The sequence below is a fragment of the Paenibacillus crassostreae genome, assembly GCF_001857945.1.
GTDB classification, from domain to species: Bacteria; Bacillota; Bacilli; order Paenibacillales; family Paenibacillaceae; genus Paenibacillus_AQ; species Paenibacillus_AQ crassostreae.
In genome coordinates this window covers 3,585,132-3,601,072 of record NZ_CP017770.1, presented here as the reverse complement: position 1 = coordinate 3,601,072, position 15,941 = coordinate 3,585,132, and the positions used below count along the sequence as shown (strand labels likewise).

The following is a 15,941-nucleotide window of genomic DNA, read 5'->3' as shown; positions in this document are numbered from 1 at the left end:
TCATTGCCTTGATCTATTATTCGTTTAATACCTTCTGCACTTCATCCGTCATTTTGGTAATTCCGTCTGTCGGAGTCAATTTGTTCGCCCACACTTCGTTCAAGTATTTAAACATGGCCAAATCACGTATTTGCCAATTCTTTGTAGATGCTTTGCTGAATTTAACAGTAGAAGCTACAGATACATAGTCACTACGATATGGAAGATCTTTAAATTCCTGTTTCTCAAATACGGAAGGCTTGGAAGGAATATGGCCAGCCTTCGCCCAGACCTGACCGTTGTCCGCAAGCCAGTTGGCGAAAGTAATTGCCGCTTTCCGTTTCGCCGGATCTTCTTTCTTTGTTACCGGAAGAACTACCGTATGTGAGTCACCCCAGGTAGCTTCTTGGTCAAATACCTTAGGAATCGGCATCGCACCGAATTCAAGATCCTTCGTGGATTCCCAAGTCCCTGTTGCCCAAACACCTGTCATCATAATGGCTGCTGTGCCACTTTGGAAATTCTTATAGAAGTCGGGATCGTTCAATTTAATCACTTTATATTTATGATATAAGTCCTGGATGTACTGAGCTGCTTGAACCGCTTTATCTGTATCGATCTGCGCCGAGTTCAGATCATCGGAAACCACGTCATTGCCGCCTAATTGGGAGTAGAGCGCCCACCACAGACGGAACGGGTCGTCATTCGTGTTCGACATAGCAAATGGCATCACTTTCGGAGGCAATTTCTCTTTAAGCGTAGTCAAGAAGGTGATGAACCCGTCGGACGACTGTTCCATAATAGGCTTGCCTGCTTCATCAAGCAGTCCCGCTTCCTTCAGCAATTTCTTGTTGTAGTACATAATGAATGGATGCGTATCGATTGGCACCGCATAATGAGCTGCATCCACGATGGAAGCCTCCAGAATATTCTGATTAAAGGTTGACCAGTCTACCCCAGCTTCGGTAGCCACATCATCCAGTTCGGACACAACCCCTTGGTTGATCAGGTCAGGTAGACGGGAAATATGCGAAATACCGACATCCGGACCATTGCCGTTACCAACTGCGGTAATGAGCTTCGTGTAATACTCTCCCCACTCCAGCTTCGTATTCTTGACTTGAATATTAGGATGTTCCTTGTTAAAGGAATCAATCATCGCCTGCATATTGTCGCCGTCACCGCCTGAGAACAACGTCCAGAATGACAGGGTAACCTTCTCTCCATCACCATTTGAAGCGCTTTCATTATTTTGGCCGGTCGTTCCGTCATTTGTACCCGCTGCTCCATTGTTGCTTCCCGAGTTGCCATTATTGCTGCCACCACATGCACTTAAAATCACGGAAAAAGAAAATAATAAAGCAAGCATGATCCCAAAACTTTTTTTCATGTTGACCCCCCTTATAACTTTTGATGAGGCACAAAACATCAATATTGTTTTATTACATATTTATTGTACCTATTTAGCTAATATAAAGCCGAATATACCGTTTGTCAACGCTTTCAAACTATTTTATTGTAATACTTTATTGATTTAGCCATTTGTTACAAATATATTGTAACAAATGGTGCAAGTCCCTACCTCGATATATAATAAAAGGACAAGTTTTCCTAAATACTTGCCCAGTTATTAACCTAACAAAGAGAAACCATCATTTCGGTATGAAATGATGGTTTCTCTTATTCTAGCTCATCCATGGTATATGATACACGCATGACTAGATCCTGGTCGTAATCTCCGAATTGTTTGCCGAAGAGATTCACGCCGCCTTTATGAACCGCATCCGACTTGACTCCGATCCGGACCCGGAGGCTCGGACGCTGATTCAAATATAGATCATTTAATGTGACATCTGACACCTTTTGCATATCCAGCGTAGTCCGTTCCTGGTCGATGCGCCATGTTTTTAGCAATCCGTATTGAGTCGTCCAATCGAGCCACCATGACGGATTCAGCACGCCCCGTCGGTCTCCAAAGTCTCCAGGGCTGGTCCACATTCCGATTTCTGTTCCGTTCACCCACACTGAAATATCCGATGGCCAATCATTGTCGTAATTTGGCGCCTCCGAGCACATCTCCATCGACAGCTCAATCGATTGAATCTTTGCATTTTGGGGTATCTCCAAGGGAAGCAGATACTCCACATACCCTTTGCGGAACCAGATGATCTGAGCCGTCACGTGTTTCGGATGATAGAAACTGGCTGGTTCATCCTCTCTTACCAGCATTCCTTCATGCGTAGCCATCCCACATGTCGGGTGAACCTCACAATCACCATAATGCCCAATAGGCATCTCCACCTCATACAACTTCATTCCGTCCCTTGTTGATCGGACACTCGAATTTAACCCAATCAGAATATCGTCATAATTCCGGCTGCATACCTTCATGGCCCCGCGCACGGCCGGAAGCAGTTCGGTATTAATCAGTTTGGCCGCTTCGAGCACCTTCACATTATTGGCAACCGTCGAAACTGGAAGCTGCAAAGCCTCGGCAATTTCGATAATATTCATGCTCCGTGTATTAAGAAGGCGAAGAATGTCGACTCTGGATCGCGTTGAAAGGGCGTGAGCGACCTGAACCAACTTATCCGCTTCGTGTATACCGACTTCTAGCATAAGAACCTCCTACGAAATTTACATACATCATCTCATAAGTACTTTACTACAATAAACTGTATTAAAGCAATAATATTAAATATATCGGATAATCGTTAACTGATAAGCATTTTTCCTGTGAAATCAGAAAAACCGACACCAAATATGCCGGTTTTCTTCATACAATATAAACAATATTCCTGTAATAAAAATGATAGATAACGGATAAATCCGGTAAAATATCTTCTCTCCAGCGAAGCTTTGAATCCTCGTACTGCGCGAATGCCCTTTAGAACGATCCTAAATCACCCTTTTACTACAATCCGTTTAACTTAGTTATACCGAATCAGCAAATCAAACGGGTAACGTCCAGCATTACGGCCATACAAAGCCATCCCGCCTTCCTCTGCTTGCAATTCCAGGCGGAAAGAACGGTTACGATCCAGCTTGGAAGCTAACTGACCCGGTACATTCACCTTACACAAATAACCATAAGAACCTGCCTCGTCTAACTTGTTCGCAACCGCCTGATAATGCCATGACAATACCCCTCTACTATCGGCCGGGTCGTTCGGCAAATCAAATGAACCAATCCGTTTGCCATCAACTAGAACGTTGACTCGTGAAGGGTGACGCACATCATCGGTCATATAATACGTATTCGGATTATATTCCACTTTGGCATCAGCACCATGCATGGCGCTAATCCCCATCTCGTTGTCCTTTGCTCCTTCAACATTGCGCGCAAGCACTCGCTTAGCACCTGCTTCGAACATAATTTCGATTTCACCAATCATCTTCTTCTCCGTTGAATCCGGTAGAGTGACGTCATATACGTAACTCCCTTCTCCAGCACCGTTGACTTTTCCACCCTGAATAGCTCCCCACTGGTGCTTAAAGGTCTGCTCTATAAAGTCCCCTACTGGAATACTTACAAAATCACCTTTCCCTTCAAACACTCCGTCCTCTTTATCGCTTCTTACATCAAACGTAATGAAGTTACGAGTGAGAACATCATCTATTTCATTGATCAGGGAAATTGCGAGCACCGCCACTGCGTCCTGACCGGGCATAGTAACGGTCAAAGACGGAAGAGGAGTTACTCCGAAGCTATCCCACTTCACAGGAATATGTCCGCAATCTGCAACAACTCGGGTACCCATATTGTCGTAATACAACTCCCACTTCAACTGAAGCACCCCTCCATGATGTTGATCACAGAAGCTAGAACGCAGCAAAGGAACATTTACTTTTATACCTGCATCTACTGTTTGACACGGTGGTGCATCGATAACGATAAAATCTGGTGAATGCAGATCAGCAATTGTCATGCCAGGTACAAACGCATCATAACCAAAATCTTTATCGGACCCGTCAAGCCGGTAATAGCCGTTGAACTCGTTCGTAACATCGCGGAATTCAGTAAATACGAACCCGCACAACTTATCATACCGACGGAATTCATTCATCATATAACGGTAATGCCATGCCAAATCACTGTCACCAGCTCCACCATCAATACCCCAGACGTTGCCGCACTCGCTGTTCATTAGCGGTGCATCGGATTGTACGTTACCGCCGATACAGTTAAAGTCTGAACCCGCAAATGTTTTATACATAACCTCATTTAGATGGGAACGAAGCTGATCATACCCATTAATGTACAAATGCCATGTATTGATATCCGATTCGACATGATCATAGTTGCACGGCGAGTTATCCTCAATAATCCGGGTTGGGTCAAGCTGCTTGGCCCAGTGATATTTCTCTCGGACCCACTCCTGCGTCTCCGGCAGATAACTGCTCTGTTGTCGTATGTCAGCCGTCACGCCCGCTTCTTTAGCGTCTGTCTTCAGTCCCCAAGTCTCATTGAACATAACCCATGAGAAAATAGATGGATGATTATAGTCCCGCTCAATGATCTCAATCGCTTCCCTTTCATAGGATGTACGCGCCTTTTCATCCGGGTTACCCCAGAAACAAGGCATATCCTCCATAACGAGAATACCTAGCTTATCGGCCCAATACAACTTACGTGGCTCCTCAGGCTTGATATGAATACGAACAAAGTTCAACCCCAAACGTTTCATGAGATATATTTCATCCCGCATTTCTTCATCCGACGGGTAAGTGAAATAACCTGTCTTGTTATAGGACTGGTCAAGGGTACCATTCAAATAAATTGGCTTGCCATTCAATGTAATCCAGCGATATCCGCGTTCTTCGAAGCGAACGGTTTGGATTTCACGAATTCCGAAATAAGTACTAACTACATCTGTGCCAAAAGATCCTGATAACTGCAGTTCCCCTTCGTATAGATAAGGCGTGTTTGGACTCCACAACTGGGGGTCATTCACTTTTAAAGAGCTCTTAATTTCATTCTCACCTGCTACGAGGTCTAGATTTACTCTATGCTGGATAGAACTCTCTGCAAATTGCAGCGTTAATTCTGCTGTTCCAGCTTCATGCGCTGTGATTCTTGCCGTCACTTCAACCTGTCCGTCAATGAAGGTTACAAATTTAGCATCCTTCACATAAGTTTGCGGTCGGGATTCCAACCAAACCGGTTGCCATATCCCGCGAATCTCTCCATATCCCTGCTTACCACGTGCCTGATAATCCTGATCGAAATCCTCTACTCTTACGATAATCGTATTCTCGCATTCAACTTGCCAGGACTGGGTAACTTCGAACTCAAATGAGCCGTAACCACCATGATGTGAACCGACATGCATACCATTAATCCACACATCACAAGAATAATCTACTGCTCCAAAGCGCAGAAATAATCGTGAACCCTGTACGAAAGGCTGCCAAGTCAGAGTACGGCGATACCAGCCTATCCCTTTAGTATCACTACCTATTCCAGATAGAGGACTTGCCCAAGAAAAAGGAACCGTAATCAAGGAGTTGTAAACGATTTCATGATTGGTATGCCACTGACTTCTAATGCCTTCATCGTTGGGGTCAAAACAAAATGACCACTGACCATTCAAGTTCATCCAATCCATACGTTGCCAATGCGGATGTGGATGTTCAGACCGAGGAATGTTCAGACTTTCAGAATTCAATACAGAAGTACTCATTACATGAACACAACCTTTCAAAATGTGAAGTTGAGCCCATTTTAGCACCAGTATATGTTTTTCGCAATGTTTATTATAGTTTTACAATACCCAATCTTCATTGTACAATAATCTCATTCCATCATTACGAAAAGGAAAACAATTTATGAGCGAAATAATACAAGAAATTATTCGTTATCCAGCATCGCGTATCTTGGATGTAGCTAAGGCGCTATCCGGAGATGTTCGTGTTCGTATACTTGAAGCACTTGGTGACAGGTCGATGAGTGTCAGTCAGTTAGCCGAGGTCCTTGGTGTAGCCCAACCTACTATTTCTATCAACGTACAAACACTGGAGCAGGTAAATCTGATCGTCTCCACACAGGGTGCGAACCGTGAGAAAATATGCTCGGTCACTTGCCGTGCTATCCAACTTGACCTTCCTTCGAAACCAGGAGAAGGACTACATCCAACAGAAGAGATACATATGCCCATCGGCATGTTCTCCAACTGTTCTGTACAACCGTCCTGCGGCATGGCAGGAAAAGACGGGAGTGTTATCGGATCCCAGGATGATCCACGAGTATTCTATATGCCGGATCGAATCGATGCATCCCTACTATGGTTCGCAGAATCCGGTTATGTCGAATACTATTTTGCCAATCCTCTACCACCAGGCGTCATACTGGATGAGATTCGTATATCGGCAGAACTATGTTCAGAAGCGCCCTCGTTCCGTGAGGATTGGGCAACTGATATTACCCTAACCATCAATGACCAGCTCGTCGGCATTTATACTTGTCCATCCGATTTCGGTGATCGTAAAGGCAAACTAACACCAGAACGATGGAAGAGTGGCACGGAATACGGTATGCTGACCGAATGGAGCATTTCAAGTAAAGGCAGTCAGATTAACCATGTTCCCTCTTCTCCAACAACTGTCGACATGCTCAATCTGGCTTTTAATAAACCAATTCGTCTCCGTTTCGAAGTACAAGAGGATGCGGTTAACAGGCGCGGTCTCAATCTTTTCGGCAGCAATTTCGGAGACCATGCCCAGGATATCGTGCTCTCCTTTATTCGCCGTTCTGAACATGAACGTCCATAAGCCCTTTGATTAACTGAACCATTGATTAACCTGCAAAAAAGGGGCTGTCCCATAAGTCATGAAAATGGCTAGGGGCACCCCTTTTGTTTTTTCTAGTTGATTTCTATCTATATTCATTGGAATTCATTATACAAAAAAGCAGTGGGCATACCCTTTAAGGGCACACTTACTGCTATTACGGATGGAGCCAAGGGGAGTCGCCCCCCCTTACACATCACGTTATTTACATTATCACTGTTTGTAATACGTTTCACTACTTTGCCTGAGCAATACTGTCACATCTTCCGTCTAGACATTGCGAACCGTCAATATTAGACACTCTACATGTATCGAGTAGACAGTGACAACAAACGTGTATATGTTCGAAGGAATAGTGTTTACTCTATTGTTTGTAGTAATAACTAAGCGTTTGCTACTCTTTTGGTGCGGCGGTCAACGTACTGCTTTGTTTGATTTTTTGTATGGATAGATTCAAACTGTAGTTCCCATAATTGAGAAGTTTATCAAGAAAAAGGTTCAGTTGATCTTGGGATGAAACTTTTATCGTTAAATGGTAACAGCCTTCACCCGAAATTCGATGTGCTTCAACTACCTCATTTTGATCAATTATAAAAAGAATAAACGAATCGTGATTTGCTGTTTTCATATGAATAATAACAAATGCTGTATAAGAAAGCCCTAATTTCATTTCATCGATTATTAGGGAATAGGATGTAATTACACCGCTCTCCTCAAGTTTTTTGATACGATTACCTACTGCTTGTCCAGTCATATAAATTTGTTCCCCTAAGTCTTTCCATTGAATCCTTGAATTTTCGGTTAGTAACCGAAGTATCTGATAATCAGTTTGATCAAGTTGCATATAATAATCCTTTCACCGTGAAATGATTTAATGAAGAAATGTTTCATCGAAGCATCGAATAAATTCAAGATGTCATTTATCATTTTATTATACAGTAATCCTTATCCCAAAGTTGAGAAAGGGAACATGTATTTGTTAATTGACCGTTGAGCAAACTATACCCAAATCAAAAAAGGAGTCCATTACACATGAAAATACAACTGATTCGAAATGCGACACTTGTTGTCCAATATGCAGGGAAGAAGTTTTTAATCGACCCTTTTTTGGGGGAAAAAGGTACTTACCCACCTTTCCCTAATTCGTTACGACAAGATCAAAACAATCCTTTGGTTGGCTTGCCAACCTCGGTTGACAATATTATCAGCAACTTAGATGCAGTGATTGTCACTCATCTACATTTAGACCATTGGGACGATGCGGCTAAAGAGTTGTTGCCAAAGGATATTAAATTGTTTGTACAAAACGAAGGGGACGCAAAAGAAATCAGAAATGCTGGTTTTCAAAATGTAGAAGTACTACAAGAAAATATAGCCTTTGGAGATATTCGATTAGTTAAAACTAAAGGCGAACACGGCAGAGGAGAAATATTACAACTTGCTGGACATGTGTGCGGTGTTGTCTTTAAGCACCCAAGTGAGAAAACATTGTATATTGCTGGAGATACGGTTTGGTATGAAGCTGTTGGGGAAGCAATCGAAACACACAAACCGGAAATCATTGTTGTAAATGGAGGAGATAATCAATTCCTTCAAGGCGGATCTCTAGTAATGGGGAAAGAGGATATCTACCATGTTTATAAAGCAGCCCCTGAGGCGAAAATTATATCTGTCCATATGGAAGCAGTTAATCATTGGACATTATCAAGGGAAGAATTAAATATTTTTACTTACGAAAAAGGAATCTCCTCTAATGTTTTGATTCCAAATGACGGGGAATCCTACACGTTTTAGTGTTAAGTTTATTGAAGCCAAATTCCTACATGACCCTAGCCTTATAGGGTCTTTTTATTCTTTCCTGAGATTGTCTACTTATGTATTAACCTCATCGTTCCTTTCAGAATCCGCCTTGTGGGTTGCTCTTGCTCATATCTGTCCTCATACAGACCCTTAAACGACTCTCAGACTGTCTCTGTCACTTGCGTTTCTTCTTGCTAGAGCGATAGTAGCAACTGTATAATACTTCTCCATGATTAACGTCTCCCCTCAATGATAGATTGCTCTACGAATGCCCTTTAATCGGCTTCTCATATCCTCCAAAACGACCCTGCTAACTTCATTCCATTAATTCGTCCTTCGCTTAGCCACTTATAGCAGGTGTTCATATCAATGCTCAGAAGTTTGGCTACTTCATCGGCGGAGTACAAGTGACCTAGGTACGCCTTCATATCTTCCATTATTACTGCCCTGTTGTGTTATTGAGATGAAGTTACGTAGCGAGGTAATCAAGGAACGGTTTGGCAACAATCAAGCATTAAGTGTATTTCGACCAACGTCACCTATACCGGAACACTATGCCAACACCGTGAAGAAGTGTCCTAGCCAAACGTAAAGCGGAATTGGAATCCGTTCTCGAAACACAAAAAGACACGGAAGAGTAATTCCGTGCCTTTCAGAAGAAAATTGCGTTGTTTGCACAGCTTGACATTGATGATGAGCAAGTTATAAAACAATTGCTCCATCAAGTAATTAAAAAGATAGAAGTCCATCAAGATGGCTCTATCAAGATTCACTACATCACCCACCCTCAGGGAATGAGTGTATTATTACAGGGGCCTTAATCGGAAGCCCCTTTCCATTTAAGTAACACTGTGCACTCCACATGTGTCGTCTAGTGGTCACTTATTAAGAGCTACATCATTTAACTATATCCGTTCCATCAATATTATTTGCAAATGAGTCAAGTAGCGTACGTACTTCATCTGTAGACACTGTGCTCATCAATTGATTTCTTAGTTCACTTGCCCCTCGAAACCCTTTTACATAAATCTTAAAAAAGCGATGCAGAGCTTTGAATGGACGTGTCTCTAATTCTTGGGAATACTTATCATGGAGATCAAGTTGCAATCTTAACAGATCAAGGTATTCGATACTGCTATGATCCTTCGGCTCTTTTTCAAAGGCAAATGGATTTTTAAAAATACCACGCCCAATCATTATCCCATCAACACCATACTGATCAGCGAGCTTCAAGCCAGTTTCACGGTCAGGAATATCTCCATTAATCGTCAATAGTGTATCTGGTGCCACACGATCTCGAAGTTTCTTGATTTCAGGAATCAGTTCCCAATGCGCGTCTACTTGGCTCATTTCCTCTCTTGTACGCAGATGAATTGAAAGATTAGCAATATCTTGTTTCAATATATGAGTTAACCAGTCCTGCCATTCCTCTACCTCCTTGTAACCAAGCCTCGTCTTCACACTTACAGGCAGTCCTCCTGCTTTTGCCGCTTGTATGATTTCTGCAGCAATCTCTGGACGGAGAATCAAGCCACTTCCCTTCCCATTGGATGCCACATTGTGCACTGGACAACCCATATTGATATCTATACCTTTAAAACCTAATTTCGCTATGTCCATACTCATTTCCTGAAAATACTCAGGCTTATCACCCCATATATGTGCAACCATTGGTTGTTCATCCTCGGTAAATAGTAAACGACTACGTACACTAAGGTTTCCCACTGGGTGACAATAGCTCTCCGTATTTGCAAACTCTGTAAAAAACACATCCGGTCTACCCGCTTTACTCACTACCTGGCGAAAAACAACGTTCGTCACATCTTCCATTGGTGCAAGCACAAAAAATGGTCGTGGCAAATCACGCCAAAAATTATTTATCATTTCAAACTCAAATCCTCTCATTATGGATACAGCTTCAGCTCTAGTTGTGCATTTTAAATAAAATAAATTATTGTGATAATGCAATTTTAATATGGGCTAAGTGATGCTCTTCATGCCAAACTAATTTTGCAATTTTTGTTGCCACTGTGATTTTACCATTTATTTGGTGAGTAAATGCTCGATCTAATTGCTCTTCAGTTAAACTTTGACCTAAAGATACGATGCGCTCATTTATACCTTCTAACATTTTAATTGAACTTTCTACAGGAAGCTCGGTATCCGGTTGAATCGCCCACTTCTCTTCATCAAAAGCAGGTACTGTTGGGTTGTCATCTGTTAAAGCTAATTTCAAACGTTGATACATGTTCAACTGAGAATCTGCAATGTGATGCACAAGCTGACGAACTGTCCAAGCACCTTCACGATAAGTTTTGCTCAATTCTTCATCACTTATTAAATCTACTGTTTCTCTCAATCGAATCGTATAAGTTTCAATTTGCTTTAACCATTCTTGAACATTTTCAAATGTTACTTTTTCAGGAACTTCTAATTTTCCAATTGGGTATTTTATATTCATTTTCAACCCTCTATTCAACTTATTATTTTTTTGAATTAACGTTTAATATACCAATCCGTTAAGCTGTTGTAAATCATTTACATAACAATTACACAGGTAAAAGCCAATATACATCAGCAATAACCTATGTACTTTTATTTAGGATTCGCTCTCATCTATTTCTAGACCAACTCCAACTCCATTCACGCAACCGCCTCCATATGAGTGGAATGCTCATTATTGACAAAATGTAAGGGGATCGAACCCCTGACCTCACCACTGCCAGCGATGCGCTCTCCTACGGATGGTCATTTACACAGCCATAAGTATACATTGAGAATGACTATTTAATTGGCCTCGTCACAAGGTTCGATCGGAAAGAGTAGATGCAGTTAATCATCCCGTCTTCTTCCCGCTTCCCGCATGCTTCCTCCGAACGGATATCATAATGATCACGTTCAGCAGAACGGGTGGGATAGCGGCAAGCAGGAAGCGCCAGTCACCTGATAAAATATAGATGATGGCAAACAGGATCAGAATCGATACGCCGATTGCAATACCCTGCACGAGCTGAAGCTTGCCTTTGCCGGTCTCGTCGGGATCGTTTGTCATACGAGAATGTAGGATGAGGGAAGTCAGCCCCCAACTGCCCAGATGAACGAACAGCAGAATCGCCAGCGACGGAATTGTGCCGATAGACAGGCCGAATACTTCCAGTGAGAACAACACACAGATCGCCGCAATCGTGAAGTACCATGAGATCGAGCGAGACTTGGCTGCAATATAGGCGAGCACCTCATCCAGACCGTTATTTTTGGCCACGGCTCGCCTGCCGAAGTACCAACCTACAATCCCGAACAGCAGACCTCCATATATTCCTACGTATACCATCTACTTCTCCTCCTTTTCTTCAAATACGAATACATGCTCGATTTGCATGTGGAACGCTTTTGCGATTTTGAAAGCGAGCTCCAGCGACGGATTGTATTTCATCGTTTCGATCGCTATGACCGATTGCCGAGAGACTCCGATGATCTCCCCCAGTTGCTCTTGCGTCATGCCATTCTCGTTCCGCAATTCCCGGATATGATTTTTAATGCGATCCCCTCCAAACGCGGTAATCATAATGTAAAGTAAGCTTTACGTTAAGTATGCTTTACATCATTAAAAATGTAAATGTTTTCCTTACCTAAATAATCTGTGGAAATAAATAACGGGATGCCCCTGGCGTGGTATTGCTTGTCCGAAGCTCGAACTGTTTTTGGACATCTGTCAAGAAAGTAGACACAAAGGTAAGCGACCTACAGTTGCTCGTAGTGCCTTATGCTGCGGCATCCGTTAATCATTAAATGTAGTCAAACAATAAAACGGCTTCTCTGCGGTTTTTGTTAGGTATTGGTGGAGCCAAGAAGGGGAATGTTGAATCCTCGATTTTACTGCTTACGAAGCATATTCGGCGAGGACGACCTTAGCGGAAGGATTCAACGCCATGCTCGTCCGGTTCCGCGCGGGCGAACCCCGGGGTTTGCACCTTTAGGGACTACCACCAAATAAAAAACGCAACCCTAGTAGGTTGCGTGTTGTTCATTGTTTTGGTGGAGCCTAGGGGGATCGAACCCCTGAGCGCATCGCTGCTAGCATTGCGCTCTCCCAGCTGAGTTTAGACCCAAGATACCTTCCAAACGTATAATAAAATCATTTTAAATCTGCGAAAAATACAAAAAACTCAAGCACTATCTCTGCTTAAGCTTAATAATAAATCAGGTAAATGAGCTACTTATTCAATGCATCCTCACTAGCGACACACAGCACTCCACATGTATCGAATGCTTATTATTGATATAATGGAAGGGGGCATTCTAAGCCCCCAGCGACAACGGATTTTTGAAACTATTGTGGATTTCTATGCTGCTATCCTCAAATACTTCGACCTTGTGAATTAATCGATGAAACACTTCTCGAAGGATTTCTTCATCCGAAATTTCCAGTTGAGTAATACGCTGAACTTCTAATTGGAACGCATGTATGGAGACTTCGTTTTCCTGTTCCTGGAAAATGACGTTATCCAATTCCTTTCCCCTTTGAATATTTCATCGTCCCGCGTCTTGTTCAGCAGTTTATCAGTAAGCTCCATACGATCTTTTTGCAAATGCCTCAGCTACTTATTTACTTCATTCATTTCCTCTTTAGCATACGTAATTTTCACATTTGCTCATTTTAAGGCTTTCTGCACTAGATGGCCATTTATTTTATAAATCGTTGCCACTCCCTAAATTGAGGCCTCACTCACCTTAACTGTCCGTCAACGCCTACCGCTGAACCGTTTGATCGCTTCCTCGGTCACCGGCTCGAAGAGGTTAACGAGGTTGCCGTCGGGATCACGGAAAAGCACAGAACGGTTCCCCCACGGCATCGTGGTCGGTTCCTTTACCCAATCATCGACAAATAGCTTCAAGCGCGCGTATTCGGCTTCGACATCGTCGACGCGGAACTCGATGATGACAGTGTGATTGTTGGCCGCCACTACGGAACCAGCGCCGAATAGTTGCGCCGTCTGGGAGTGGCCGATTGCCAGGGTGCATGATGACACAACGAGTTCGGCAAAAACGGGCGCGGGGCGCTCCGCCGAAACACCCATGACTTTCTCATAGAACTCGACGAGACGATCCACGTCGTCAGTAATGATGCGCACAGAAGCGAAATTCACAAGATATCATCCTTCCTATAATAAATGATACAATACCGTATTATCGTTGGCCAGAACCAGCGAAGCTTCCTTAAGGGGCAAAGTAGCTGTAAAAAATAGATTGGCTGAGTCCCCCAACCGATGCAAGTCGTACTTCGCATTTATCTCACCACTCCTTTACGTTTACAAACCCTATTATAAAACAACGCTACTGACAACGTTATGTCAGTAGCGTTTTAACATTCTTTGGGCTTCCTCACGAATCCAATTTCGGAATGATTCAGGTTCCAATACTATCACACCCGCTCCCCAGCCAAGCACCCATTGCAGCAATTCATCCAGTTGACGAACGCGTAAGACCACATGCAATCCATCTTGATGCTCTTCCATATCCTCCATGTAATGATAGTTCGATTCCTTCACCTTATCTGCGATGTCATGGTTAAATCGAAGGCGAACTCGCAAGTGGCGATCATCCGGAGGGGTATACTCCCTTAAGTTAAAATGCGCCGGTAGTTCAAATCGTTCTTCCAGATCGATAAGTTCGGTCATTCGGGACAAACGGAAATGGCGAATGTCTTGGCGTAGATCGCAACGTGCCACGAGAATCCAAGATCCTTCAACGAGTACCAGGCCATAGGGAGCGACGGTACGATCACTATGGTGATTCCCCTTGGAATCCGCAATCCCTTTCGAATAATGAAATCTGATCTTTCGTTCATCTAATATCGCTCGACGGATCTTTTCGAAATATTCCCTTTCTTTTGACAGCGCGACCCGTTTACCGGGAGTGAGCAAGCGCAGCGCCTTGCGCACACGAGAGGTCTCATTGCGAACGCTCTCCGATAGATTGGCCTCGATTTTCCTCCGAGCGGCTTGAGCCCTGATACGATACTCATCATCAAATCGTTGCTCGATAAAGTCCGTTCCTATAAGCAAGGTCACGGCTTCTTCTACCGTGAAACTGATCGGCGGCAGGAAATAGCCTTTCATCAAAGAATATCCTGTGCCTGGGGCACCTATAATCGGCACGCCCGCTTCACTAAGTGCCTGAATGTCACGATAGATGGTCCGCACGCTGGTTTCAAATAGGGCCGCCAAATCTTCGCCCCGTACCACTTCTCTACTTTGCAGCTCTAGCACGATGGCTAATAAACGGTCTGTTTTGTTCATTAGCTGCCCCCTTGAAGCTTAATGCTGTTCACCAAAAACTTGCCATCACTTGAGGTAAGGTTCTCCGCTTTATATCTTTAGCGATACTGTCACATCTCATTTTCGAACCATCAATATTGAGCACTCCACATGTGTGGAGTAAGCAGAGTCAACACATGTGATTTATAAATAGCAGGGGATGCCTAAACCCGTTATTTGAACTTACTGTATCAAACATAATTATTAAATCAAAAGCCTAAACCCCTCCGTCAATACATAGCCAAAGAGGGAATTATTATTTTTTAGATTTAGGATGAAATATTCTATACATCAAGTTAACCAGCGTTCGACGGGGAGTGAACCGATACACTTGCGATATCCAATAGTTGCCCATCCCGTCAATGACCGTCATCTTATTTTTTTTCAATGCACGTAATCCCGTTTGTACAACATGTTGGGGCGGTACCATTTTTCCAATCCCCGATTCGGTAGTACCCATCGCCTCATAGATATTAGTATCCGTCGGTCCCGGACATAAAGTGACAACGGAGACTCCTTTCTCTCGTGCTTCAGCCCATATTGCCTCACCCCAAGCAATGATGAAAGCTTTAGTTGCACTGTATACGGCTCGATAAGGCATGGGCTGGAAGCCTCCTGTGGAAGCCACATTTATAATAGCCCCCGCACCTTTTTGAATCATATCTTGTATAAAGAGATGGGCTAAGCTCACTGGTGTATACAGATTTAATCGCATTTCATTTTGCTGAGATTGCAATGATTTTTCGGCAAACAAACCGTGAGTCACAATTCCTGCATTGTTAATCAACAGATCTATACGCTGCTGTTGTTGTTCTACCGTATCAAAGACCATTTGAGCTGACTCTTCCTTACTTAGATCGGCGACAATAACTCCCGCTTGAATTCTATATTCTTTTTTTAGAGCTTCTGAAAGACGGCGTAATTTGTCTTCGGAACGGGCAACAAGAACAAGATTCATGCCTTTAGCGGCTAGATCGCGGGCAAAGGCCTCGCCTATTCCGGATGAAGCTCCGGTTATCAATGCTGTTTTTCCTTTGTAATCAAACATATTTTTAG

The 15,941-nt window shown here is 43.2% G+C and carries 16 protein-coding genes; 3 read left to right on the top strand and 13 right to left on the bottom strand.

Going from position 1 to position 15,941, the window contains the following annotated elements:
* Window positions 1-16 precede the first annotated feature (16 nt).
* The 3 genes from LPB68_RS16620 to LPB68_RS16610 all read right to left on the bottom strand — a co-directional run bounded on the left by LPB68_RS16620 (window position 17) and on the right by LPB68_RS16610 (window position 5,663).
* Window positions 17-1,369, bottom strand: coding sequence for an ABC transporter substrate-binding protein (locus tag LPB68_RS16620; protein WP_068661096.1), 1,353 nt, complete (start codon window positions 1,367-1,369; stop codon window positions 17-19).
* A 290-nt stretch (window positions 1,370-1,659) separates the two neighbouring features.
* Window positions 1,660-2,598: an ArsR/SmtB family transcription factor gene (locus tag LPB68_RS16615; RefSeq protein ID WP_068661095.1), complete on the bottom strand. Its 939-nt coding sequence runs from the start codon at window positions 2,596-2,598 to the stop codon at window positions 1,660-1,662.
* Between the two features lie 311 nt (window positions 2,599-2,909).
* Window positions 2,910-5,663: a glycoside hydrolase family 2 protein gene (locus LPB68_RS16610; protein ID WP_068661094.1), complete on the bottom strand. Its 2,754-nt coding sequence runs from the start codon at window positions 5,661-5,663 to the stop codon at window positions 2,910-2,912.
* 145 nt (window positions 5,664-5,808) lie between these two features.
* Here LPB68_RS16610 and LPB68_RS16605 point away from each other — a divergent pair, with 145 nt between their 5' ends.
* Window positions 5,809-6,750 carry an ArsR/SmtB family transcription factor gene (locus tag LPB68_RS16605; protein WP_068661093.1) on the top strand — a complete coding sequence of 314 codons (942 nt, stop codon included), beginning with the start codon at window positions 5,809-5,811 and terminating at the stop codon, window positions 6,748-6,750.
* 412 nt (window positions 6,751-7,162) lie between these two features.
* Here the strand turns inward: LPB68_RS16605 and LPB68_RS16600 are convergent, their stop codons facing one another.
* Window positions 7,163-7,612, bottom strand: a complete 450-nt coding sequence (locus tag LPB68_RS16600) for an Lrp/AsnC family transcriptional regulator (RefSeq protein WP_068661092.1) — start codon at window positions 7,610-7,612, stop codon at window positions 7,163-7,165.
* A gap of 188 nt (window positions 7,613-7,800) precedes the next feature.
* Between LPB68_RS16600 and LPB68_RS16595 the strand changes: the two genes are divergently transcribed.
* Complete coding sequence (locus LPB68_RS16595) at window positions 7,801-8,562, top strand: MBL fold metallo-hydrolase (RefSeq protein ID WP_068661091.1); 762 nt, start codon at window positions 7,801-7,803, stop codon at window positions 8,560-8,562.
* 293 nt (window positions 8,563-8,855) lie between these two features.
* Here LPB68_RS16595 and LPB68_RS23900 read toward each other — a convergent pair whose 3' ends face one another.
* Complete coding sequence (locus LPB68_RS23900) at window positions 8,856-8,996, bottom strand: helix-turn-helix domain-containing protein (protein WP_157891918.1); 141 nt, start codon at window positions 8,994-8,996, stop codon at window positions 8,856-8,858.
* A gap of 240 nt (window positions 8,997-9,236) precedes the next feature.
* Here LPB68_RS23900 and LPB68_RS22860 point away from each other — a divergent pair, with 240 nt between their 5' ends.
* A complete protein-coding gene (locus LPB68_RS22860; protein ID WP_157756239.1) occupies window positions 9,237-9,389 on the top strand; it encodes a hypothetical protein in 153 nt (50 codons plus the stop codon).
* Between the two features lie 76 nt (window positions 9,390-9,465).
* Here the strand turns inward: LPB68_RS22860 and LPB68_RS16590 are convergent, their stop codons facing one another.
* The 8 genes from LPB68_RS16590 to LPB68_RS16550 form a co-directional block, all read right to left on the bottom strand.
* On the bottom strand, window positions 9,466-10,473 hold the full coding sequence (locus LPB68_RS16590; protein ID WP_068661090.1) for a tRNA dihydrouridine synthase: 1,008 nt from the start codon (window positions 10,471-10,473) through the stop codon (window positions 9,466-9,468).
* Between the two features lie 46 nt (window positions 10,474-10,519).
* A complete protein-coding gene (locus tag LPB68_RS16585; RefSeq protein ID WP_068661089.1) occupies window positions 10,520-11,029 on the bottom strand; it encodes a YfiT family bacillithiol transferase in 510 nt (169 codons plus the stop codon).
* 375 nt (window positions 11,030-11,404) lie between these two features.
* Window positions 11,405-11,899 (bottom strand): hypothetical protein, encoded by a 495-nt coding sequence (locus LPB68_RS16580; protein WP_068661088.1) that lies wholly within the window; start codon window positions 11,897-11,899, stop codon window positions 11,405-11,407.
* Window positions 11,900-12,133, bottom strand: a complete 234-nt coding sequence (locus LPB68_RS16575) for a helix-turn-helix transcriptional regulator (protein ID WP_418303807.1) — start codon at window positions 12,131-12,133, stop codon at window positions 11,900-11,902.
* A gap of 734 nt (window positions 12,134-12,867) precedes the next feature.
* Window positions 12,868-13,077, bottom strand: a complete 210-nt coding sequence (locus tag LPB68_RS16565) for a hypothetical protein (protein WP_068661087.1) — start codon at window positions 13,075-13,077, stop codon at window positions 12,868-12,870.
* A gap of 233 nt (window positions 13,078-13,310) precedes the next feature.
* On the bottom strand, window positions 13,311-13,715 hold the full coding sequence (locus tag LPB68_RS16560; RefSeq protein WP_068661086.1) for a VOC family protein: 405 nt from the start codon (window positions 13,713-13,715) through the stop codon (window positions 13,311-13,313).
* 204 nt (window positions 13,716-13,919) lie between these two features.
* On the bottom strand, window positions 13,920-14,867 hold the full coding sequence (locus LPB68_RS16555; protein WP_068661085.1) for a helix-turn-helix transcriptional regulator: 948 nt from the start codon (window positions 14,865-14,867) through the stop codon (window positions 13,920-13,922).
* 274 nt (window positions 14,868-15,141) lie between these two features.
* Window positions 15,142-15,933 carry an SDR family NAD(P)-dependent oxidoreductase gene (locus LPB68_RS16550; RefSeq protein WP_068661084.1) on the bottom strand — a complete coding sequence of 264 codons (792 nt, stop codon included), beginning with the start codon at window positions 15,931-15,933 and terminating at the stop codon, window positions 15,142-15,144.
* Window positions 15,934-15,941 lie beyond the last annotated feature (8 nt).

Bases quoted from the DNA above. Each gene is read 5' to 3' on its own strand.
- LPB68_RS16620 (WP_068661096.1), bottom strand. From the start codon at position 1,369: ATGAAAAAAAGTTTTGGGATCATGCTTGCTTTATTATTTTCTTTTTCC.
- LPB68_RS16615 (WP_068661095.1), bottom strand. From the start codon at position 2,598: ATGCTAGAAGTCGGTATACACGAAGCGGATAAGTTGGTTCAGGTCGCT.
- LPB68_RS16610 (WP_068661094.1), bottom strand. From the start codon at position 5,663: ATGAGTACTTCTGTATTGAATTCTGAAAGTCTGAACATTCCTCGGTCT.
- LPB68_RS16605 (WP_068661093.1), top strand. From the start codon at position 5,809: ATGAGCGAAATAATACAAGAAATTATTCGTTATCCAGCATCGCGTATC.
- LPB68_RS16600 (WP_068661092.1), bottom strand. From the start codon at position 7,612: ATGCAACTTGATCAAACTGATTATCAGATACTTCGGTTACTAACCGAA.
- LPB68_RS16595 (WP_068661091.1), top strand. From the start codon at position 7,801: ATGAAAATACAACTGATTCGAAATGCGACACTTGTTGTCCAATATGCA.
- LPB68_RS23900 (WP_157891918.1), bottom strand. From the start codon at position 8,996: ATGAAGGCGTACCTAGGTCACTTGTACTCCGCCGATGAAGTAGCCAAA.
- LPB68_RS16590 (WP_068661090.1), bottom strand. From the start codon at position 10,473: ATGAGAGGATTTGAGTTTGAAATGATAAATAATTTTTGGCGTGATTTG.
- LPB68_RS16585 (WP_068661089.1), bottom strand. From the start codon at position 11,029: ATGAATATAAAATACCCAATTGGAAAATTAGAAGTTCCTGAAAAAGTA.
- LPB68_RS16580 (WP_068661088.1), bottom strand. From the start codon at position 11,899: ATGGTATACGTAGGAATATATGGAGGTCTGCTGTTCGGGATTGTAGGT.
- LPB68_RS16575 (WP_418303807.1), bottom strand. From the start codon at position 12,133: ATGATTACCGCGTTTGGAGGGGATCGCATTAAAAATCATATCCGGGAA.
- LPB68_RS16555 (WP_068661085.1), bottom strand. From the start codon at position 14,867: ATGAACAAAACAGACCGTTTATTAGCCATCGTGCTAGAGCTGCAAAGT.
- LPB68_RS16550 (WP_068661084.1), bottom strand. From the start codon at position 15,933: ATGTTTGATTACAAAGGAAAAACAGCATTGATAACCGGAGCTTCATCC.